We start from the raw sequence: 21,510 nt of genomic DNA, 5'->3' as shown, positions 1-21,510 counted from the left end.
ATTATGCTGATGTTGGATGAACTAGCTGAGTTAGCTCATCAATTCCTAAAGTTAGATGCTCTGCATCTCCCAAATTTACAAAGATGTTCCTCAAATCAAAGATGAACTCGCCTTTTTCACTTTCCTCAGGTACCCAATATGAGCAAATAACATTAGATTGACGATTCTTTAACGTAAGTGGCTTAGCTTTAGTCCAATCGGTTTTAGTTAGGTCTAAATTGTTTCGTCCAGTTTCCCAACCGATTCCGAAATAGGAAATGCCATCATTTTTAACAATGCGATAGTCAAAGCCTCTTGTCGTTTTTATGAAATCAGATGCATTACTGGCTACAACTCCTGTGCTTTCAGTCCAAATTGAACCATATTTAGGTCCTGCCACTTTTTCCCAAGACACTGTTACTCGGACAAATTTCCCTGGAGTCCGCCACCAATCGCCAGGCGTTTCATCCATTACTTCCATTTTTACCGAGATTCGACTGTTCCATAAATAAAAGCCAGCTGGTGTTTTTGTTTCACCCACAACTCGTGTTAATCGAGAATTATTAAATAAGTTAAAAGCTGGATATCCTTTTTTTGCTGACTCAATCATTGAATCCAAACGTACTTGGCCATTTAATAAAAATGTATCAACTTCTTTGCTCTTAGCTTCAACCTGCTTATCAATCTTACCGAGTTGCCCTTGCACTGTGGCGGTAAGTTGATCGGCAGCTGTGGCAACACGAGTGAGCCGTTCACTGATGGGTAAATTACTTTCAGACATGGTTAATCCTTAAATTTTGCTAAGCCAACGCCTTTTCAAGCGCGACGAGTCGAATTTCTTGCTGTAATTGGCGATGCAAAGTTTGCACTTGCACATACGTCAGATCCGCCAATTCCTTATCTAAAATGAGATTTAGGTTGTCCACTCCAAGGGTGACTTCAACGCTGTCGCTCGGCAACTGCGCCAAACTGAGTGTGAGCCACTGCAATACTTTTACATCTGGGGTGCGATAGCCCAGTGTCGTATTGGGTTTGGAATACACCCCTAGCAGTATCAACTTAGGCAAACCTTGTGCGTCAAGCTCACTGCTTTCAATGTATACACCGATTTCTCGAATAGCGTATTCGAGAGGGGCTTCAAATTTACCCGCAATTTTTAGGCTGCTGCTTTCACCATCGCTGTAATCACTGTCGGCAATGGCAACGCGCTCTTTTTCACTTTTCAGTGTCAGTTGTGTTTTACTTGGAGAATAAGCGGCATCACCAAAAGCCATGTGGCTGATGCGGCCGCGCAAACCTTGAGCTTTGGCACTAAGCAGAGCATCCAGACCTGCTTGAGTAAATTGCAGCGTAAGTGCTGACATACTTCGCTCCTTGTCTACAGCTACATTGCTGTTTTTGTTCAGTTAAATAAAAAGCCCACGCAGTCAATGCGTGGGCTTCACGGGAACCCTTCCTTGGATATAGTACTTACTGTCTTTTCTTCAGCTTAGGTGTATCTTACTGATTTCTTTGTTGTTAGAACGGTCAATTTTGACCGCTTTAACAATTTAGATTGAATTTAGCGAACGCATTCGTCGTGAATACCGACCACTAAATGGCAACTGCAAATTCAAAACTTTGCAGTTGAAAGCGTGTTGCAATTAAATTCATGCCTGCCTGTACTTCAAGTTGACTTGGCGTAATACCAACACCTTGACTTACCCATTCGTGCATTTGTGTTTGATTCAACTGGCCATCACAGTACAGTGTTGTACTGAGGCTATCAGGCACAATGCCGAGACCATCGGTAAACAGATCTCGACAAAGAATAGTGCTGTGGCAATTTCCTTGGACTGCCAAGCTTGTTGCACTCTCATCAGGCACCACCGCGCTCAACTTCCCTTCCAAATTCATCAACGCTGTCGCTGGGCTTGTAAGTGCCGAAAACGCTATTGATTCTTTAAAAGAAAGTCCTAACTTCAAATCAACATGTATAGATCCTCGCTTGACCATTGCAATAATACGCAAAACTCGCTCAAGCATGGTTTTACTTAAGATCCCGTCAGGTGAGTCACCTAAGTTATCATTGATTAGTGCCCATACTGTGGCTGTGCCCGGTTTTCCATCGGGTAATTCCCACCACTCTTTAATTTCGCTGTCGATATTTAAGCTCGCTAACGCTTGCTCAATGGCGGCAGGTGTTCCTTTATAGCGATGCACTAGAAAGGCTTGATTGATCACTTCGCGTTTTACGGCCTCAGACCAACTGTCATCCCATTCATCCACTGAAAGTGCCCACGCAAGCCACGGTAAATACACCGCTGGACATTGCAATGGATCCCACAGCGGCTTAATGCGGTCCTCTACTTCTGGAGATTGCATCAACGACAATAAAGTCGTCACAACAGCGCGAGCAGATGATGGTAACAACGCTTGGAAGTCGCTACTTTTCATAGGCTTTCTTTACTTAGGCTTAGGTGAATACTCGAACACACGGGTACTTCATCCGCCGACGTCAAAATATCTTGCGTTGGCTCGATTAATTTTGCGTTAATGACGCCCGAATGATTCAACGCGGTATAAAGACCCAACATCGTTATTGGTTTACCTAAACCATGCTGAATTGCTAGATATCGGGTCATCGCCGCATTCAGCTGCTTTTCCAACACTGATTGAGACGGTCCTGAGGCAATCAGTATCTGAGCCTTTACCTCAAATTGTCGCGTTTTTGCAGCGTGAATTACTACTTTGTCCCCTAAAGGCCTAACATGAGAAGGGACGGCACTTGCCATTTTGCCATCAATACTTAATCCAAAGTAGCTATGCAGTTTATCCAGCAACGATTGCGTTGGAACGCCATTCCCTTCGTGACTTAAAATCGTCAATGCAATTTCACAGGGGTTTGGGCTTACAACATAGACATCTTTGACCAACGGATCCGCATTTAATGCATGAAACTGATACGCTTGAAGGCTCCCAGCGGTGTTTAGCCCCTCAAAAACTTGCTGAACTCGCAGACGAAAACGAGCATCCGTTTCACCCGTTGCTCGACTGAGTCCATAGCGCACGGCGATACCATCCAAATCACGGCCCTGTGCACTCGCTAACATCGTTCCACGGACCGCGTCATTAACACGCGCATCCATCATTAAACTTTGATAGGCGATAAGTTCAAGCAACGCCGTCATGAGCTCAGACTCAAACTCCAGTACGTCAGTATATTCAGGATGCCGCGAGGTAAGCTGAGTTTTCAATTCCGCCACTTTCGCCTCGAAATCGAGTAACGAAATACTGTCAGGTACGGGTACCGAGGACATGTCCAATAAACGTGTTGTTTGCATGGCTATCTCACGAGTAAAAAAGCATCGGCTTAGACTACAGTCGTTAAGCAAACTTATTAAAGCAGTTCATAAGCGCGATACTTGGAGCATGGAATTCTGCAATGTCGTTGTTGATTTACAACGAAAAAAGCCAGCAACATGCTGGCTTCTGCTTGGGATAACTGTGTTTGTATTAAGCTCTTTCAAGCTTAGGTGTAGTTTACGGATTTTTTGGACCTTAAACAGGTCATTCCTGACCGCTTTAAGATATTTATAAAAATCCGACGTAACGAGACTGTGGCGCAATCACATGCGTTCAACGTTTAGAAAGATAAGTCTTTGTCATCACCCAATAGTTGATTAAGTCTCACCCTGCGTTTAAGTTGAGAGAGCTGTTGCTGCAGCTCATCATTAAACTCAATACTGGCATGCACGTCGCTATCAACATTGACAAGCGCCGTGCGCAATCGCTGAACATCCTGCTGCAGCAAGTTATCTTTATGGGGTAACGGATAGTTTCGATTTGACGTAGATTCAAAGGTACTCATGTTATCTCCTACGTAGAGAATACGCGTAAACTTCTCACTCGTGGTCGTGCATTTGCTTGACCTTTAAGCACCAATTTTACTCTGAGTTGCTGACTAGAAAGCGCTTCGCTGCGTTGATTAATTTGCAACCAGCCGCCTCCTACACTTTGGCTCTGACTTGAATCGAGCAATAACCAATCTTCCCCTTGTTGAACGTACGCTTCCACTTTAGCCTGATTTGGCAGATGAGCTTCATAACTGACGGTTAAATTACCGCCGACTTTACAGGGAATTGCACGAGTGATGTAACTGCCCTCAGATTCAAGAAGGCCCTGGGCGCATTGAGTTCCGGAAAAAATAACAGGCGACAATTCGGCAGTACCACTAAGTCGTGCAGCCACTTTCACCTTACCTGAAATCGGCTTGTTCAGTGGAATAACTTGCCATTCTTCAGCTGCTCGGTCTTTTACCGCGGCGTCATCCGCATTAAACAGGAACTCTACACGGGTTTGCGCCGTTGGTCGCTCAACCACCGATAGCGTCATCAGATCGGTAGCCTGTTTGGTGTCCACTTCGCCTAAATCCATCACGGATTCATTCTTTGTAAAACGCGCTGCTTTAAGTTTAAACGAAAGATCTTTATCTTGGTGCGCCGTCCAGGTGCTGGCATTACTTGATGACAGTAAAACACCTACTTGATACGGTTGACTGGTCACCCAGCCATTATCGGTGTCGTACTTACCTAGTTCAGCGATACCAACACTGTGAGTCGCGTCATCCGATAAAATTACTAACGCATATTCTTGAGCGGCTTGAAGAAAAACAGGCGGAAACTGAAACAGCGTAGCGTCTTTACCTTGAATCAACTGCGATGCTGGTAACTCTGAACGAGCCAAGATGGTTTGAGTTGGAAAACCTTGTTGTACTTCACGGATCTGTACTTGAACTGGCTTAGTTCCAAGCGCTTTAAACCAAAGTTCGACACCCGCAATAAAGCGACTTTGTTCAAGCGTGAAAGTTTGCGCTAACGGATCGAACCGCTCCGTAATGATGGCATTAACTTGGCGCAACGTTTCAACATTGATATCACCGCTGCCAACATAACTCGCGGTGCCCGATGAGCCACCCGCCCCCACAAATCGAACCGCTTTGCTGCCTGCAGGAACGCCTGAAGGTACAGTAAATCGACCCGTTAAAATACCTTGTTGGTTAGCTTTAATCATACTGATGCTCCCTCAATAATATCGGTACCATCGAAAATCAATGCGGCGAGTTCTTCATTCGGCCCAAAACCTTCTACTCGGAATGTCACATCACGCGGTCTTAAAAACTCTGCAGAATGTGTTGCAACCCCCACTCGTTCTACGCTCACTTCTTCAATAATTCGTTGCACTCGGCCGCTTCCACGTGTGAAACGTGCAGTGATCGGACTGCTCCATTTCTGCGTTGTTTCTGTCCAGTGATCGACACTCGGTGTGAGCGTTACTTTGGCAGGAATGGGAGCAAACGCTTGATATGGATTGATTTTCATACTACCCGTTTGACGGTCTTGGACCAATACATCCTCAAGTTCGAATGGCAACGTAATGGGCGACGTATTGTTACCAAGTGCTTGTACCGACACCGTCATCGGAAGCTGAAGTTCACCGTTTACAATCGCTGCAGACTGAACCAGCCCCTGATCTCGCATATCATCGTCAAGGAAAGGGTCAACGAATACACCGTATTTACTTGCGGGGTCTTGCGCATTTGCATCATTACGTAATCGCTCGATAGCAAGTAATTGGTAGAGATCAGCGATTTGCGACTGCATTTGAGCCATATCAGCCATGGTGACCGCTTGAATTGCTACATTGCGGATTTCAGGCGCAACTTGAGTAAAACCTTGTGTTACAACTGCCAAGGGTAAGTGACCATTTGGCGCACTTGGCGCAATCGGTTGCTCTTTCACTGACAGGCCTTTCAAGCGCTCAATGTGTCCTGAAGGCGTGAGCACGATGAGGTCTTTTCGTGGCATTAACCATCGATAGTGCACCGTCACTAGGCTGTTGGCGACAATCGCTTCATTTGCGCTTTGCTGCTGTTTGAGTACAAAACCTTTTTCGTCATGCTCAACAGTAAGTTGCTTACGAAACGTATAAAGTACCTCGTAACTGCTTCCTGTTGCCGGTTCTTCACCACCTAGTTGCCAACTGATGTGGTTACGCACAAACAAGAAATCGATACCTTGGCGATACGTTTTGTCTCCCTGAGTTACCCTGAGCACTTCAATTACCGCGTTGTCCACCAGTAGGTCTTCACCACCTTGAATTTGACCTCGTATGTGCTGAGCTTGTCGCTGAACCGTCGCATTAACTTGAGTAATTTCCGAGATAGGACTGAAATCCAAATCAATCCTCATTTCACCGTTGTCATTGGCTACAAACGATTTGGGTTCTTCATTTACTTGCGCCTGCTCTGGGTCATATGGAAAGGTCACCGGTCTTGCCGTGTTAAACGCTATTTCAAAACCTTGTAAATGTGCTTTTCCTTCTTGAACACTGAAATGCTGATACCCATCTCGTAAACCACGGTAACTTAATGCCATACCCGACACCAAGTAGCTCCCGCCGTTTGCCTCTCTATCATAGCGAGCCAACGCCTGACTGACTGAGTCCAACTGCGGAGGTGGTTGCTTGATTAATACCCCCCCTTTTCAATACGATGCACAGGGTAAAATGCACTTCCTTCAGTGTCCGCATCCGCACTGTGTCCCCAACGACCCGTTAACTGTAACCGTGCCGCACCTGGCTCATCAAAATTGTGAGCGCCAACAGCGGGATCTCGAAGTGCCGGATCGTCCAGTTCTGTCACAATTCGTTCAGTGAGCCAAACGCCTAGTACTTCTGAATCATTCAGCGTTAACGCTATCGATGCAGAAGGGATCTCACGAACCGCACCACGCAAATAAACTTTACCACTGGCTACTTGGGCGAGTTTTTCTGCTCGATTGACCGCTACGGCACCACCAGCAACGACATCCCCCTCTTTAAACATCACATCCGCAATACCTTTAACTTGATGCTGCATTTGCAACTGTAAGTCATTTAACTCGCGGCTTTGTAACCCTTTGCTCGCTCGAAACAGAAGTTGTTCGTAGCGCTGCTGAGGATTAAATTTTTCATAATAATCTTTGAGCATCTTTATCACTTAAAAGCTAATTACAAATTCAAACGTTTCTCGAACACCTTGGTCTCGATGTAGTTTCGTGCGATGCTCTAACAACAACATGGACCCAGCCTCTTTAATTTCGTTGGGAAGCAAATAGTATTTTCCGAGTGGGACTTCAGGCTTAGCAAGCGTACCTACCATCAAACCTACCTCTCGAATGTCTTGGCCAAGCGCATCCTCAAAATCAAAGGTAAACTGACAGTAAAGGTGTTGAGTCGGTGTATCAGATAAAGCAAATCGTCCATTCGATACAATAATTTCACCTTCATCATTTGGGCTGCAAAATGCCACTCGACGTGCCTTTCGATAGCCAAGCAAAGAGGTTAACGTTGTGCTGTTTTGCGCCTCCAATGGCGCATCCTCATCCCAAGATGGTTCCCCAGCGCCCCAAGCAAGGTAGATTGGTCTTGTGTGAATGGCACTTGCCAATTCAATGCGACCCATCTGAGTTAAAATTGCCATTCAAAACTCCTAGGCATAAAAAAACCCGCAAATGCGGGTTCTTAGAAATAAGCGTTACGCTACAGCGATGACGAATTCGGAATCCAAAGTGCCGTTTGTTGGCTGACAGCCAATTTACAAGCCGCTTTCAATTGCACTTTGTTCACTTTTGCAACCGAATTGTCTGACAGAACCCAGTCCACAGATTCTGTTTCGTCTAAAATCAAAAGTGTTCGTGCCATTCTCTGCTGACTCAACTCGTCTGCATCAAATCGCATTCCTTCTACCTCAACGGTTTGTGTTGCAAGCGCTGCGTTGCGTGATTCTTTAAAGCGAAGACGTTTAACTAATGCAATATGCTCATTACTGTGCGCCTCGGTGGCAGGATGATGATGGGCTATTAAATTATCATCATCGAAAATAACCTCAGCATGTGCAGTTTCAGTACTCAGTTCTAAATCAACGTCTACCAATTCAACGCGGTAACAGTCGCGGCGCTTGCCCATATCCAGCACAGGCTCAAGCGGCAGCGCAGGCACCTCTTTTGGCTCGTCGGGGTTCGCGGCGTTGTATTGCTCCGCTTCCTCGATTTCGGCTTGGACTTGCGGCAACAACTCAAGCCAAGCGGCATGAGCCGCCGCATGTGCGGCGTCCTCTTGCTCGATTGCAACACGCAAGGCGTCGTCGATTTGGTCTTGGCCGTGGCGCAGCATAATTTTTTGCTGCACATCGGCGTAAGAGACAATCGGTTGTTCAATTTCAAATTGGTCAGTCATAGTCGTTCCTTAGTCGTTGTGAGCAATACCTAGTGGGTAAACTGAATGGTGACAGAACACTTTCACGGTGTTTCCGTTGAGGTCCGTTTTTACATCTTCGCCGTTGATGATTGGGATCGTTTGGTCGTCGCCCCATGGACCTGTGTAAATTTTTAAGACGTTCGACTCTAGGGTGCTGCTATTTATCAATAAAGCCCCACTTTCTACACGATAATCTAAGTTCGTTAAAGTAACGCTGGCTACCGCTCTTACTATGACATCAGAGAAACCACTGTTTATAAAGCGATACAACTGACCGGACACCACAGGAATATTTGCCTGGTCAGCTACAATGTTAATTAAAGGGATATCTTGGTATTGCAACCCGACACCATTGAACTGCGCGTAATAGAGTCCGTTTTTCTCGACCAATGACACCAAAGCTTTCATAGCTTTAGAGTCATTTGTTGGATTACTAAACGTCAATGGTGAGTGTTTGATTCTCTTTACATTCCACCCCGCATCAATAGCACCTGTCCCAGGGTTTATCGCACCTTCGCTAATTAGCGGTAAAGTGTTAACCACCCCTTTACTCGTGTCCGTATTCTTTGGAATCGTACCCGTTAGTGAATATTGAAGGTCAGCACCACGATCTTGACTATGCCAAAGCGTTGATATTACTTTGCCAATTTCACCCGCCAACTTAGTGTTGCTGGCACTAAGTGTCGTATTCGCTTTTGTTGCATAATGAAAGAAATAGAGTGTTTCGACTGTGGGGTCCATTACTCGGCTGTTGCGTTCCGTACTGAAACCTGAAGGTGCTGTCGTTACGAAATTCCAAGTCGTACCATTATCACTTGTGCTGCCCCAAGACGAAAATCCCGCCGAAGCTTTTCTATTGAAAAAGAACTCCTTGCTTGTGCCATTGGGTAGAATTGCGACCCAATCACCATATGCCCCATTTGGTGAAGTATTGGATAACGTTTCAGGCGTGCAAACAATATCTACCCACGGCAAGGTTTCAAATGACGCCTTTGATATTTCCGTCACTTGTATAAACGTCAGTTCGGTTCCATTTGGAAAGAGATTATTAAATTCGGTTACACGGTTCGTCGAGTTCCAAATAAAAGCCATTAGCTCCATCTCTATACAAATCATCATAATGCGTGCCACCCCCTTTAATAGTAAACACATTACCGTTTGAACCTATGACATGCGTTTTGAGAGCTTTTGAAAGAGGCACTAACTTGTCTGTCGTGTTCACACCAAACGATGTAGGCCATGTCGAATCCGCACAGTTAAACTGGATTCGCTTATCTGCACTATTGTAAGTTGCGGTGCCCGATTTTTTAACCTTGCCAATCGACCATGCTGACTTTGTGAATGGTAATGTTTCTTTTCCTCTGGCACTACCCGACAACCCTTTGTAAATTTGCTCGCTGAGCAAGTTTTCTTTATTTAGCTTTTTTGCACTTAAACGCAAATCCTCTACCTGTCCCGCATAAATGACATCGTGGAATTTGAAGTTGTCGTGTCGACCTGTGAAGTTACTAGCAACAGCCCCAAAAGTTGGATGTTTGCCGACTTTGGAAGCTGTAGCAGGAATAAAACAATCGGCAACCGTGGGTACAAACGATTGTGGGAGGTTATACCAATCGTAATTTGCGACGTTCGTTTGAGTAAATTTGTTACAACCAAACGGGTTAAACTCTGGATGGTACGCGCCTTGGTTCAAGCGCTGGACTAGGGCGATTGGGATGCCTTGGCAGCGAGTTCGAAGGCCAAATGTACCACGGTCTTTATTCCTATTGTCACCAATATAGCCAACGTCCCCCAGATCCTCTCCAAAGTCCGTTTGATTCAATAACTTTCCTTGTAGTTTTAAATAACTACGCCAAACAACATTAAAAATGCCGGAATCCGAACCCTTAGCAACTAGATTTAAACCCGACCACATATCGCCAACGCCCTCTACCACCCGCACACGATAACGAACTTGGACATATTCGCCCAATTCAGCATCGAAATAGATGTTGTTAGCAGGATTGCCTAAAAACTTATTGCGGTTCGCCACGCTGAGTGATGACCAGCGCGAACCGTAGCCTTTTGTATTACTGTCCCATTCACCAAAAGCGGAGTAACCTTGCTCAACTAAGGTATTAAGCAAGCTCATGCCTTGCCACGTAGTTGCGCCGAACTGCACATTACCGAGCGGATAAACGACGTCTTTATCTGTAATTTTTTCAGGCCACACTTCCAAAAACACGAAGTCTTTACGACTTAAAATCACTTTATTGGTAGCGGTTTCGGAGGCAAAAGCCACCTCGGCGCTGGCATGCTCCGCGACTACGCCTGTTGCTGAGTCGTAGGTTTTAGTTCCGCGCGGGGCATCTGGTAATGTAATCATGACATAGTCACTGCTACCAACCTTAGACAGACTTAATTCAATCCCATCGACTACCACTGACGAGCGCTTACTTAGCGATATTCCAACGCCGCCTAAATCAGTGTCAGCAACCCCCAAAGTAAGTGAATTACTTTTATTGAGCCAAGTCCACAATCCTTCATTTACGTGCTGATAAATTGGAGTGCTGATATGCTTACCCCATTCCACAAACCCACTTCCCGCATACTGGCTTTTACGCAGCTCTCTAAGCGCATCAAACTCCGCTTTGGACATCACATGCGGATTAGGATTAACCGCCTCGGCGTCTGCTGCGAGTTTGCGTAAGCTTTTCACAGGAAAGCTTGTGCCGTTTTTGTCTTTAAAGGTTGCTGTATCAGGGTGTGTAGCAAAGTCTTGTAGCGCTTTGAAATTGGCTTCAACCACGTCTTGTTGCGCTGTCATGGTGGCATTTAGCTGTTCGTGGCTAGTGGCCACGTTATTGAGTGCCGAAACAGCATCGGCCAATATTTGTGCAGTACTCATTGAAATGGATTTTCCTATTCGTTAAATAATTCCGTTATTTGAGATGACGTCAACGTGCCATTAAGTACGGCGCTGAACGCGGTGTAGAGCTTGTTTTGCTGTTGGTTCATAAGGTCAACGGCCAAAGCTGTCAACGAGGCATTAGCCCTTGCATGCTGTTTATCTAAATGCACTTGTTCCGCCGCGCTGTCGATGTGCTCAACCTTCGTAAAAACGTGTTCCTTTAACGTATAAAGTTGGTCACTAAGTTGAGTTAATGCGCTACTTCGGGATGCCATATCCGCTTGCAAAATAGTGATGAGATTTTTATCCGCAATAACTTCCTTCGCATTAAGCTCTACAAGTTCGCCGATCGCAGCACAAATAGTTGCTTGTGCGTGATTGTGTTCAACGCCCATGGCCACATTGATGGCTTGCTGTTGCGTTGTATTTGCAAGGTCTTGAAGCGTGATTTTTTGCTCATCCACGTATTCTCGGGTGTCTGCACATGAAACGACGTCCAACGCTGTTTTTAGCTGGGCATAATTCGCTTGCTGGTAGAATTGTTCAACCTCTGCAAGTTGCTTTGTCATTGTGACGGCTTGTTCAGCCGTTGTTTGTTTTACTGCAAAAACGTCTTCGACCCCTTGTGCAAATTCGCTCAAACGCTCGCTGACGTGTTGTGCCAATGAAACACTTGCTTCGGTCTGTTCTGCTGCCGCTTTTTGCAGTGCAGCAATTTGCATTTCAATACTCATTCCAGTCCTTCTATTTGCGTGAAATTGAGGCGTACGCAAGTCTTCTACTCAGTTGCATTGTTGTTTGTGCTTGTTCAATCAATGCTTTCCCCTGAATCATCTGTGCCTCAGTCATCAATGCCATTTCTTTGGCAAAAAATACGTTGGCGTTATTCATACCTGTCGTAAACGTGATTTGTTGACTTGGTAATGCGGCAACATTGAGCGTAAAGACTTCAATCCATGCGGCATTGGCTGCTTTAAAGTTAATTTGCAGTTCCGGCATACTGTAAATGGCGACCAGAGTGTCATCAGCCCACAGGCCCACTTCACGAACCGCATAACTATCTGGGCCATCGAACAACGCACTAAATCGAAGTTGCCCATCTCCCAGCGCTTCCGCTTGGCTTACAGGGACTTTTTGTTTCTCTTGGCGAAGCGCGGTTTGATTATCTTGAGGGGTATAGCTTGCATCGCCCGCCGAAACATGAGTAATGGGCATGGCGATACCTTGGCTTGCTTGAGAAACAAGCTTGTTTAACCCTTGCTGTGTCCATACCACAGGAAGGTAAGTCAATTGAGAAGTCATATAGGTACTCGGAAATTCACAGAAAGAAGAGAAACAAAGGGCCTATTGCCCGCTGAGATGCATTAGGCCTGTACTAGTGGAGGGCGGAGTTGGGTAAGGTCACCGTCAGATAACTGTTCCCTATGTTAAGGCGTCCATTGCTTGCACCTGCAAAATATAAAGGCTCTAACTGGTCGAAACGTGTGTGTTTTACGTCCGCCACAAGCAGAGGAATTTGGCGCCAGTCGTCATTGTTCCAACTGCCATTCCAGTACCCGAACCAACCCGCCTGCGCAAGCGTCACGTTGAGATGACGTGTACGATTCAATGAAGTGGCAATGGGTCTTTTTGAGGGTTCTTTGTCGCTTAGACGATAATCGCTCAGTCGCTTGCTACTTAGATAATGCGCTTGTTGAATAAATTGCCGATGGTGGCCTAACGAACTTTGCACGCCTGGCCCTTGCAATGACGAGGTCTGTGTTCGAGCAAAACTCACTTTACACAGCGCCTTTCCATTATCAATAAACGGCACGCCGGACACGTCAGACAGTAATTGCCCAAACCCGTTGTTAGACAAAACCTGATGTCTCACATCTAAACCATAGTAGAGACGCTCTAACTTCGCACTCACTGGCGCAGACAAGCCAGTAAGTTTATTGATGTGCTTTACTTGTTCGTCACTTGGCAATTGGCCCAGATCAAGTTGGTAGCGATAATAGTGCCGCCCTACTTTAGCGTTTTCGAGTTGTACATTTTTGAATTGCAACCAATTCAACGCCATCAATACGCTTTTTGGTGTACCTCGTATACGTTGCCATTCCAAACCTTGTTGCAACGTTTGTCGTAAGTCCTGACTGTAAGGCAAAATGGCCTCAAGGCCATATTCCCAAACTAGCCAAAGCAACGCTTTGTCATGCGGGGCAGCCTTGAATCCTCGCAGCTGCGTAATGGCTTCGTTAAACTCTTTATCAAGCTCCTGACTTTCAAGCCATTGACGTTGTAATGATGATGCCGTTGGGGCGAGTAGCTGGTGCTTCAATTTATACTTCCAACGTTAAATCTATGTCACCAGGCACGGCACATTGATGTTGACTCATCGTCTGCATCGATAATGGCGTCGTTAAAATCACCTGATGTACTCCCTGTTTATGCAATTGAGCACTAAGCCAGCTTGGGGTTAAATCCCACCCTAGTTGAAGCTCTTGTTGCCATGCGTTAAGCAACTCGTCTTTAAGGTTATTTAGTAAACTGCTGGGTACATTGTCTTTAAGATAAATGGTCGCTTTCACATCCACGGTCACTTCTTGTGCTGCGAATACAGAGATAGTATCCGTCAACATTTTTACCGAAGGGCTGGTGACCGCCGCCGCGACTTTAGCCACAACGTCCTGTGGTTCAAAATCGGACTTAGCCAAAACCGCAATTTCGACTAAACCATCACCGGGGCTGGTCACTGAAATATCACGGATCTCTGCAGGTGCAGAGGCAATCGCTCGACGTCGATAGTGAACTGCACTCCCCGCAGTACTCGATGCAATAGTGCTGTCGCGAATTCGTCGGCGAAATGCGTCGTCCAATTCATTTTGAATACGCTCAACCCCATAAAATGCCCCTAAATGTGCCAAGTCACTCCCTTGTGCAGTTGCTAACAAATTGGCGTACACCGCTTCATTAATTCGTTGTCGCAATAGCAATTCACGATAGCTTTCCACTTCCAAACAAACTGAAAGTGGGTCACTTTCCAATGCCAGCGCATCCGCATAGTCTGGTGCAAACTCTAAGAATCGAGCCTTTCGCGCAGCTAGAATGCTTTCAAAATCTAAGTGTTCAATAGCGTCTGGACGAGCCAATGACGCCAAATTAAGGTATTGATCTGACATGGAGAAACCCAAAGAAGTGCTAAAAATAAGAGTGTGAACAGACTGTTCAAACCTAAACTGTGACTCGCCCAAAGCGAAATGAAAGAGCACCAGCCGGTGTAAAATTGGCTTGCCCTGATGGCCTCGAAATGCAGCCAATAAAGCTTGACTGTATTGCTATCCTATCCCAATTTTTTGAATCAAATCGGTCAACTTTGACCGCTCTTCATTAATCAAGAGATCATGAGTATGTCGTCTAACGAGTTCAAAAAATGAATGGATAAAAACAAGGCGTAACAAAAGAAGAAATGACTTGGCAACTGAGCTGTATTTTTATGTTGCTGTTAAAGGTCAGCGTTCAAAAAACAGCATTTGAGCGGTCAATCTACGCACGGTAGACGTCAAACTCGACGGTTGGAAACGATACGCGAAACGGCATATCTATTCGTTCAAGACCCTCATTCAAACGTTTCGCTGACAACGTATAGTTACCCGTCTTATCAAAACTGCCAGTTAGAGACAACTTACCTTTTTTCACGGTTGCGACAAAACGCTCATCGTCAATTGCTCTAGTTGCATCGACGACTTTTTCGACCATAACCATAAGGCGATTGTCCGGAACGTCTTTTGCGTTTGCCGTTATCGTAAATGCGGTATCGGTAGGCAACCAATAAATCCCCCCGTTACCCAATTCAACGGTTTGTGCACTTTCAACGGCACTAACTTGAATATCATTCAATTCATAAACCGGTAGTGCAGCAGCTTCAGGCTCAATATCCTTCATCACCACTTCACGTTCAGCGGCTAGTTTTGCAACATAGTCGGCAACCGTCTTTTTGGTCCAAGCTTCACCAGTCTCAGGGTTATATAGATATCGAACACCTTCAACAAACAAAACACCATTACTGTCGAGTACAGATTCAATATTAGTATTCACAAAAACCTCCTATACTTTGTAAATTAATGTGCTCATGTGAGCTCTCGATCCCGATTCAAACGCTTCATAACTGCCTCGCAATAAATGGATTTTTTGCTCGTTACTATCAAAACAGATGGGAAGTAACAATAAATCGTGGCAATTCCCCATCGTTTCTACTTCTGAATATTGCTGTAATTCAGGCAACGGTAATACCCCATGACTCACGGTCGAACCATTGTCATCAAGTACGCAGTAGTTAATGGATACAACGTCGATAACTTGTATCGTCGCGTTGTAATAACCAGTTCGATAGCGTCTAAAATTTGGTCCATAAAAAATTTGATATGGTACAATTCGACCATCTGTTTTACATACAAGGTAGGATGTTGCTCTGTCGGCCATGCTATACGTATTCATAGAATATTTGAGATCTGCTCCTACAGTGCGATGAAAGTTGTAACCATACATCCCCAGCGTGCCTTGACTCACGGGACAATAATAGGTGTGATTTAAGGTACGCCAATTACCGCCAGGAACAGCAGTAAGATATCCACTTGCTGTCTTAATCGCATTGTACTTTTTCGCACTATCTGTATTGTAATCGGAACTTCGAACAAATCGACCTTTTAAGGCTTGGTCACTTTGCGTAAAACCAGTAAAACTGATGTACTTGGTGATATTTTTCATTTCATCAGTTGGCCAACCAAATGTTGGAGATGCGCCAACTTCTAAGTTTTCTTTTGCTGCAGTGGATAACGTTGAGATCCCAACCGCTCGGTTGTAATATTGTAAGCTCCCCATGTAACCGACGAGTCTCTTTTTCTCTTGATCATAAGCAAGATGCTGATAATTGTTTGAAAGTGGATGATAGGCTGTTTTTGCTCCTTCATCACAGGCAGCGTTAGAAGCACCGGTGTATATCGAAACCCCTGACTCATCAGGGTTAACAGAAATCACTTTACGCCAACTGGAATTAGCACTGTCATTTTGGGTTCCACTTGAAGCAATGACTAAGCACATTCGCACATCAGAAGGATCTTCATATTTAGCAAGAGGCAAAATCACTGCATATGTTTGATTGATAGCAACATATTTATTACTGTAAGCACCGAATTCTCCCGAACTTTGCGAAGAACTATTGTATTTATACAAAGAAGTAAACACCTCTCCTTGCCAATACCCAAAATTGATATTCATTTGATAGTAGTTATTCGATGCGCTATAGCAGCTGATAAAGGCATGATAGAGTTTTCCCGATTTTTCATCGAAATAGGGTATACACAAAGCCTCGCCATATTCATTAGAAAGAGCCTCTTAAACTGCCGTTATAAATGGGAGAACTATCTCTAGCCCCTAAAACCGACACACCCACTCTAGAAGGGATAGCATTACCACTGTCGACCGCTTGTTTAACCAGAGGTACGACATTTTCGACGCTTTTTGTCACATCGTCACGCATTTGCGGGATCATGGCTAAATTGCTTGCTTGGGCGTTAATTACCCCTGTGCTGGTATTAATCGAAGCGGCTGCACTCGTTAGTGAAGTCGTAGCGGTATCTAAATGCTCTTCTACCACAGCGACAACTGCTTTTTCCCAAGTCTCATTGTCTTTAAGTGCAGAAATCGCTTTTGACACTAAAAGCTGCTCTTCAGGGGTAAATGGAGTACCCGAAGTCATCTTTGTCGTCAGGTTATCGACCATTGCCTGTACAGCATGATGAATGGTTGACATTATTTAACGTCTCCTTTTTAGATCATTAATAAATATTCACCGAGTAACGCATTGAGCTTTGCTCGGTTTAGTTTTTTACCTAAGGTGCCGGTATCTGTTGAGTTTTGAGAAAGCGATGAACTTACGCTTTTTATTTTTGCGTCTAATTGCGAATTGATTTGGGTAACGCGCTGCTCCAATGCTGTTATTTCCTGCGATGCCTGCGACAATGACGAAGCAATCGTTCCTAGGTTATTTTGAACCTGCGTGTTGTTCTGGGTGACTGTTGTTTTAAAGCCCGATAGGTCCTGCTGCGTCTTTGTCAGCGAAGAGTTAACGGCATTAATAGAGCTGGTTACGCTGGCACTGTCTTTGCCTGCTTGGGTTTTAAACGATGCCAAATCTTGCTTCGTCGCGGTAAGCGTTGCGCTTACACTTGCAAGGTTATTTCTAATAGCCGTATCGTCTTTACCTGCTTGGGTTTTAAACGATGCTAGGTCTTGCTTCGTCGCAGTAAGTGTTTCGCTTACACCTGCAAGATCACTTCTAATGGCTGCATCGTCTTTCTCTGCTTGGGTTTTAAACGATGCTAAATCTTGCTTTGTCGCGGTAAGTATTGCGCTTACACCTGCAAGATCACTTCTAATGGCTGCATCGTCTTTCTCTGCTTGGGTCTTGAATGATGCTAAATCTTGCTTCGTCGCAGTAAGTGTTGCGCTTACACCTGCAAGATCACTTCTCATGGCTGCATCGTCTTTGCCTGCTTGGGTTTTGAACGAAGCAAGGTCTTGCTTCGTCGCAGTAAGTGTTGTACTTACAGTTGCCAGATCACTTCTAATGGCCGCATCGTCCTCCATCGCCTGCGATTTAAATGAGGTAAATTCTTGCTCCTGTTGAGATACGGCGTTCGACAGTGCATCAGTTAGACTTTTAAATAGTGCGTTGTCATCCGCAACTTTCGTATTCGTTGCACTTAATGTCTGTTGGGTATGCGCAAGTGCACTACTTAGATCGCCTAAATCTAGCTTGAATTGAGCACTTTCTTTTGCACTCAATTCTTTAAATTGACCCAAGTTGATGTCCGACTTTGAAATTGCGTTGTCAATTTCAATACGAACGTTTTTCACATTTGGAAGCAATACTTCGCTCAGGCCCTCCGCCAAATCTTGAGAGGATGCAATATGACTTGTAGTTAGGTAGTCACTACTTGAGCGTCCACCCAATTTAAGTGAGTCTGGCGCAGTACCACCAACCAATTGCTGACATTCATTGCGAAACTGTTGAGCTTGGTTACGATAAGTCGCCGCAGTCGCGGCATTTTCGACAGCATTCTTTTTAGCGTTTAAGGCAGATGCTGCGTGTTCTGAAGCCATCATCATGCTCTCGCTCGCACCAGCAGCCGAAGAAGACGCTGAGTTGGCAAAGGCTTCCGCTTTTTTTGCATACTCATCAGCCTTCACTGAAGCCAATGAAGTGCTACTCGCTGAATTTGCAGCTTGCGACGCACTTTCACTTGCAGCTAACTGATGGGCTTGTGCCGTATCAGCGGCGTTTGTTGCTGTTAAACTCTTTTCCAAAGCGGTCTTGGCACTCGCCGCAGCCGCAATTGCTTGCTTAACCGAATCTGCATTACTTGAAATGGCAAGCGCTTCGCTTTTTTCGCCTCTAAAGCCGCGGTTTCTGCAACGCCTGCTGATTGTGTAGCTTGTAACGCATGACTTTGCGCAACGTTCTTACTTTCACTCGCTGCACTAGCACTTTGCTGCGACAAGGAAGCCGAGTTTGATGCATTGTCCGCACTTTTCAAGGCATCCGTCGCGGATTCGCTTGCGCTATCCGCTTTTACCGCTGCTTGCTTTTGACTTAAATCCGCAGCTTCTGCTGCAATTGAAGCGGCTTCTCTTTGCGCTGTTGCAATCGAAGCGCTTGTTGCAGCCTGATTGGCTTGTTGGAGTGCATTTTCTTCGCTCTTGACCGCTGTCACTTCCGCTTTTTTCACAGCGACTAGCACACTATTTGCTGTAGTTGCAGAAGTCGCCGCGCTCGTTGCACTAGTCGTCGAAGCTGCTTCACTCAATTTAGCATTATGTTCAGATTGTGCGGCGGCCGTCGCGGAATTTGTCGCTGACAAGTCACTCGCAGCAGCGCCGTTCTGCGCATCCAGTGCTACTTGCTTACTTGCAACAGCAACGCGTTGAGCCTCCAAAGCACTCTTTGCTGAATCCATGGCCAGATTGCTTTGCTCTGTCGCAGATTTGGCGCTTAGTGCGGCATCCATTGCTTGCGAAGCCGCCGCCTTTGAGTGTGATTCAGACACCGTTTGACTTTCCAATGCGGCAAGCTGTGAAACCTCAGCGTGACTGACTGCGTCCACTGCACGCTGTGCGCTGTCTTTTGCTTCATCCGCCGCTGCTTGGGCCATTTCGCTGCTCGACTTCGCATTCAGTGCAGCTTGAGAGGCACTTAGTTCACTCTTCGCTGAAGCTTCTTGGCTTTTTTCGGCTTTGCTCGCAGAATTCAGCGCAGCAAGGCTGTCGGCTTCGGTTTGCGATGCGCTCGTCGTCGCGGCATCCGCATGAGTCTTTGCAATAGACTCACTATTTGCGGCGGTTTTGGCACTTTGATTTACTTTTACTAACGCCGCTTCCGTGGCTGTTTTATTTAATAACGCATCTGCCGCACTCTTGTCGGCTTCTGCGGCATATTTAGCCGCACCTAATTCACTTTGAGCGGCTGCGTTTTCTGATATGCTCACTTGTTTTTCAAGGACGACTACGTTTTTGTGGAAGTCTTCAGTGGCCTTAGTAAAATCAGCAGCTTGGGTACTTTTCTCAGTCGCTACTTTGGCGCTATCCATCGCAGTTTTAGCATAACCACCAGCAACAACAATTTGATCTTCAACAATTTTCTTGCTGGCTTCTGCTGCATTTTTTGAAGCGAGTGCTTCACTTGCGGCTGTAGAGGCTTGAGTTGCGTATTTTGAGGCGTCATGCCGGTGTAACTCAGCATTTTCTGCACTCTTTTGCGCTAAAGCTGCTGAATCCGCCGCATTATGCTCACTGAATTCTGCGTTCGAGTCTCGATTTCGCCGCCTTAACTTCAAAGTCCATTGCCTGCTTTTGGCTCACTTCTGCTGCTTTTGCTGACTCAATCGCTTGCTTACTACAGGCAAAAGCAACCTCTTCGCTGTCTTTTGCCGCTGTTGCGTATTCTCCAGCCAACGTGGCATTTGCAAAAGCGGTTGCTTCACTTTTTTTTGCGGCAAGTTCCGCTGCATCCGCAAAACGCGCAGAACTTGCAGCTTTACTTGCACTCGCTGCAGCGTCATTTTTGCTCGTGATCGCATTCGTTGCACTGTGCTTAGCGGTATCTGCACGTTCAACCGCCACAATCTCACTCGATTTTGCCATGCTGGCACTTTGACTTGAGGATTGTGCCGCGTTAGCTGCACTTGCTGCACTTAACAATGCAGCTTTCTCACTCGCTTCAGCAGCTTGCGTTAATTTACTCACCGCAGTGTGGTGGTCATGTGCTGCCTTTTCACTCGCAGAGGCGGCTCGTTCATGCCCTTCAATGACTTCAACCGCTTTTTCGACCCCAGCGGCTTTTGCCATAGCCGTTTGGGCTGATGTTGCCGCCGACGTCGCAGCTTCTAACGAAACGTTTGCATGGGCTTCAATATTTTGGGCGAAAGACTGTGCCGATTTTGAAGCATCTAATGCCTCTTTGGCATATTGACTTGCGGAAGCGATTTCTTCGAGCATCCTTTCGATACTTGAGAGATGCTCTGCGGCTTTTACCGTATTTAATTCATACAGTCTTTTTATTTCAAGTGGTGTCGGTAAGGCTTTCTTTTCACCTAATAACGTCGTAATGGTGAAAGATTCCTCCTCACTTGCAAACCAGCCAGTAAACTCCGACTCACGCACATACCACTTTTGTAAAATCTCAACCAAATTGGCGGCCAATTTAGCGGGAAAAGCCGATGTAAAATGCTGAATTAACCCATAGCCAAGTCCTTCCCTCGTCACGGAAGGCAAAAATGGTTTTCCATCCAATAGAACTACGCGTAACTCAACATCACTTATCACTTCCGAGATCTGCACCCACAGAGGAGCACCTTGATAGTGCAGATACAATAGATTCCCCTTTTCCGCTTTTGCGACGAGTTGGAAGTATGTGTTTTGACCTTTAACGATATTGCTATTCTTTGAAATCGTAACAGTACCGATTGAGTAGTTCATTTATTACCTCTGTAGATATGAAACTCGCCCCCCTATAAAGTGGTTTGGCGGTAAACGTGTAGTGGTTTAATTAAAAAACGAATGTGAAGAGAGACTTAATGTGGAAGATTGACGCCCAACACATTGAATGGGTTGAACCAAGTTAAAGAGAGTCTATTTTGGGGTTAAAGCGAACGTTCGGCATAAACTGCCGATACAAATTTTTGCTCAGGTAAAATCGCACTCCTTTTAAACACCAGCGTTTCAGTTATGCCTGCAAATAGAATAGTTTTAAAAAGTGGTAGGCGAGGAGCAAATAAGGAGACGTTAAACAACAGGGTTCTGAAATCAATGAATGTTTAGCTCGAGCA

Annotated in this window: 20 protein-coding genes and 1 pseudogene; all 21 read right to left on the bottom strand. The window is 45.5% G+C overall.

Features of this window, described 5'->3' with window-relative positions; translation table 11 throughout:
- Nucleotide 1: 1 nt before the first annotated feature.
- Nucleotides 2-760: a hypothetical protein gene (locus J5O05_RS13900; protein WP_208842599.1), complete on the bottom strand. Its 759-nt coding sequence runs from the start codon at nt 758-760 to the stop codon at nt 2-4.
- A gap of 19 nt (nt 761-779) precedes the next feature.
- Nucleotides 780-1,343, bottom strand: coding sequence for a phage tail-collar fiber domain-containing protein (locus J5O05_RS13895; protein WP_208842598.1), 564 nt, complete (start codon nt 1,341-1,343; stop codon nt 780-782).
- A gap of 229 nt (nt 1,344-1,572) precedes the next feature.
- The gene (locus tag J5O05_RS13890; protein ID WP_208842597.1) at nt 1,573-2,415 is read right to left on the bottom strand and encodes a phage tail protein I; all 843 of its coding nucleotides are present in this window, start codon (nt 2,413-2,415) and stop codon (nt 1,573-1,575) included.
- Nucleotides 2,412-3,302 (bottom strand): baseplate assembly protein, encoded by an 891-nt coding sequence (locus tag J5O05_RS13885; protein ID WP_208842596.1) that lies wholly within the window; start codon nt 3,300-3,302, stop codon nt 2,412-2,414. The genes J5O05_RS13890 and J5O05_RS13885 overlap by 4 nt, the downstream gene beginning before the upstream one ends.
- Nucleotides 3,303-3,604: 302 nt before the next feature.
- Entirely contained in the window at nt 3,605-3,829 is a 225-nt protein-coding gene (locus J5O05_RS13880; protein ID WP_208842595.1) for a hypothetical protein, read from the bottom strand.
- An 8-nt stretch (nt 3,830-3,837) separates the two neighbouring features.
- The gene (locus J5O05_RS13875; protein WP_208842594.1) at nt 3,838-5,031 is read right to left on the bottom strand and encodes a hypothetical protein; all 1,194 of its coding nucleotides are present in this window, start codon (nt 5,029-5,031) and stop codon (nt 3,838-3,840) included.
- Nucleotides 5,028-6,988 (bottom strand): annotated as a pseudogene (locus tag J5O05_RS13870) (DUF4815 domain-containing protein). The gene J5O05_RS13875 and the pseudogene J5O05_RS13870 overlap by 4 nt, the downstream one beginning before the upstream one ends.
- Nucleotides 6,989-6,997: 9 nt before the next feature.
- The gene (locus J5O05_RS13865) at nt 6,998-7,480 is read right to left on the bottom strand and encodes a hypothetical protein (protein WP_208842593.1); all 483 of its coding nucleotides are present in this window, start codon (nt 7,478-7,480) and stop codon (nt 6,998-7,000) included.
- A 59-nt stretch (nt 7,481-7,539) separates the two neighbouring features.
- Nucleotides 7,540-8,235, bottom strand: a complete 696-nt coding sequence (locus J5O05_RS13860) for a DUF4376 domain-containing protein (protein ID WP_208842592.1) — start codon at nt 8,233-8,235, stop codon at nt 7,540-7,542.
- A gap of 9 nt (nt 8,236-8,244) precedes the next feature.
- Nucleotides 8,245-9,348: a hypothetical protein gene (locus J5O05_RS13855; RefSeq protein ID WP_208842591.1), complete on the bottom strand. Its 1,104-nt coding sequence runs from the start codon at nt 9,346-9,348 to the stop codon at nt 8,245-8,247.
- Nucleotides 9,305-11,143, bottom strand: coding sequence for a hypothetical protein (locus tag J5O05_RS13850; RefSeq protein ID WP_208842590.1), 1,839 nt, complete (start codon nt 11,141-11,143; stop codon nt 9,305-9,307). Before J5O05_RS13850 ends, J5O05_RS13855 begins: the two co-directional genes overlap by 44 nt.
- Nucleotides 11,144-11,157: 14 nt before the next feature.
- Nucleotides 11,158-11,880, bottom strand: a complete 723-nt coding sequence (locus tag J5O05_RS13845) for a hypothetical protein (protein ID WP_208842589.1) — start codon at nt 11,878-11,880, stop codon at nt 11,158-11,160.
- 10 nt (nt 11,881-11,890) lie between these two features.
- On the bottom strand, nt 11,891-12,448 hold the full coding sequence (locus tag J5O05_RS13840; protein ID WP_208842588.1) for a phage tail-collar fiber domain-containing protein: 558 nt from the start codon (nt 12,446-12,448) through the stop codon (nt 11,891-11,893).
- A gap of 73 nt (nt 12,449-12,521) precedes the next feature.
- Complete coding sequence (locus J5O05_RS13835; protein ID WP_208842587.1) at nt 12,522-13,466, bottom strand: phage tail protein; 945 nt, start codon at nt 13,464-13,466, stop codon at nt 12,522-12,524.
- 1 nt (nt 13,467) lies between these two features.
- Nucleotides 13,468-14,307, bottom strand: a complete 840-nt coding sequence (locus tag J5O05_RS13830; protein ID WP_208842586.1) for a baseplate assembly protein — start codon at nt 14,305-14,307, stop codon at nt 13,468-13,470.
- A 364-nt stretch (nt 14,308-14,671) separates the two neighbouring features.
- On the bottom strand, nt 14,672-15,223 hold the full coding sequence (locus J5O05_RS13825; protein ID WP_208842585.1) for a hypothetical protein: 552 nt from the start codon (nt 15,221-15,223) through the stop codon (nt 14,672-14,674).
- A 9-nt stretch (nt 15,224-15,232) separates the two neighbouring features.
- Nucleotides 15,233-16,489, bottom strand: coding sequence for a hypothetical protein (locus J5O05_RS13820; protein ID WP_208842584.1), 1,257 nt, complete (start codon nt 16,487-16,489; stop codon nt 15,233-15,235).
- A 16-nt stretch (nt 16,490-16,505) separates the two neighbouring features.
- The gene (locus tag J5O05_RS13815; RefSeq protein ID WP_208842583.1) at nt 16,506-16,937 is read right to left on the bottom strand and encodes a hypothetical protein; all 432 of its coding nucleotides are present in this window, start codon (nt 16,935-16,937) and stop codon (nt 16,506-16,508) included.
- Between the two features lie 17 nt (nt 16,938-16,954).
- Nucleotides 16,955-18,493 (bottom strand): coiled-coil domain-containing protein, encoded by a 1,539-nt coding sequence (locus tag J5O05_RS13810; protein ID WP_208842582.1) that lies wholly within the window; start codon nt 18,491-18,493, stop codon nt 16,955-16,957.
- The gene (locus tag J5O05_RS13805) at nt 18,478-20,019 is read right to left on the bottom strand and encodes a coiled-coil domain-containing protein (RefSeq protein ID WP_208842581.1); all 1,542 of its coding nucleotides are present in this window, start codon (nt 20,017-20,019) and stop codon (nt 18,478-18,480) included. The genes J5O05_RS13810 and J5O05_RS13805 overlap by 16 nt, the downstream gene beginning before the upstream one ends.
- On the bottom strand, nt 19,973-21,160 hold the full coding sequence (locus J5O05_RS13800) for a hypothetical protein (protein WP_208842579.1): 1,188 nt from the start codon (nt 21,158-21,160) through the stop codon (nt 19,973-19,975). The genes J5O05_RS13805 and J5O05_RS13800 overlap by 47 nt, the downstream gene beginning before the upstream one ends.
- Between the last annotated feature and the right edge of the window lie 350 nt (nt 21,161-21,510).

The organism is Pseudoalteromonas xiamenensis (assembly GCF_017638925.1).
Classification (GTDB): Bacteria; Pseudomonadota; Gammaproteobacteria; order Enterobacterales; family Alteromonadaceae; genus Pseudoalteromonas; species Pseudoalteromonas xiamenensis.
The sequence above is the reverse complement of the archived record's forward strand: the minus strand, read 5'-3'. Positions and strand labels throughout refer to the sequence as shown.

Coding starts and splice junctions, on each gene's coding strand:
- J5O05_RS13900 (WP_208842599.1), bottom strand. CDS start 760: ATGTCTGAAAGTAATTTACCCATCAGTGAACGGCTCACTCGTGTTGCC.
- J5O05_RS13895 (WP_208842598.1), bottom strand. CDS start 1,343: ATGTCAGCACTTACGCTGCAATTTACTCAAGCAGGTCTGGATGCTCTG.
- J5O05_RS13890 (WP_208842597.1), bottom strand. CDS start 2,415: ATGAAAAGTAGCGACTTCCAAGCGTTGTTACCATCATCTGCTCGCGCT.
- J5O05_RS13885 (WP_208842596.1), bottom strand. CDS start 3,302: ATGCAAACAACACGTTTATTGGACATGTCCTCGGTACCCGTACCTGAC.
- J5O05_RS13880 (WP_208842595.1), bottom strand. CDS start 3,829: ATGAGTACCTTTGAATCTACGTCAAATCGAAACTATCCGTTACCCCAT.
- J5O05_RS13875 (WP_208842594.1), bottom strand. CDS start 5,031: ATGATTAAAGCTAACCAACAAGGTATTTTAACGGGTCGATTTACTGTA.
- J5O05_RS13865 (WP_208842593.1), bottom strand. CDS start 7,480: ATGGCAATTTTAACTCAGATGGGTCGCATTGAATTGGCAAGTGCCATT.
- J5O05_RS13860 (WP_208842592.1), bottom strand. CDS start 8,235: ATGACTGACCAATTTGAAATTGAACAACCGATTGTCTCTTACGCCGAT.
- J5O05_RS13855 (WP_208842591.1), bottom strand. CDS start 9,348: ATGGCTTTTATTTGGAACTCGACGAACCGTGTAACCGAATTTAATAAT.
- J5O05_RS13850 (WP_208842590.1), bottom strand. CDS start 11,143: ATGAGTACTGCACAAATATTGGCCGATGCTGTTTCGGCACTCAATAAC.
- J5O05_RS13845 (WP_208842589.1), bottom strand. CDS start 11,880: ATGAGTATTGAAATGCAAATTGCTGCACTGCAAAAAGCGGCAGCAGAA.
- J5O05_RS13840 (WP_208842588.1), bottom strand. CDS start 12,448: ATGACTTCTCAATTGACTTACCTTCCTGTGGTATGGACACAGCAAGGG.
- J5O05_RS13830 (WP_208842586.1), bottom strand. CDS start 14,307: ATGTCAGATCAATACCTTAATTTGGCGTCATTGGCTCGTCCAGACGCT.
- J5O05_RS13815 (WP_208842583.1), bottom strand. CDS start 16,937: ATGTCAACCATTCATCATGCTGTACAGGCAATGGTCGATAACCTGACG.
- J5O05_RS13800 (WP_208842579.1), bottom strand. CDS start 21,160: ATGAACTACTCAATCGGTACTGTTACGATTTCAAAGAATAGCAATATC.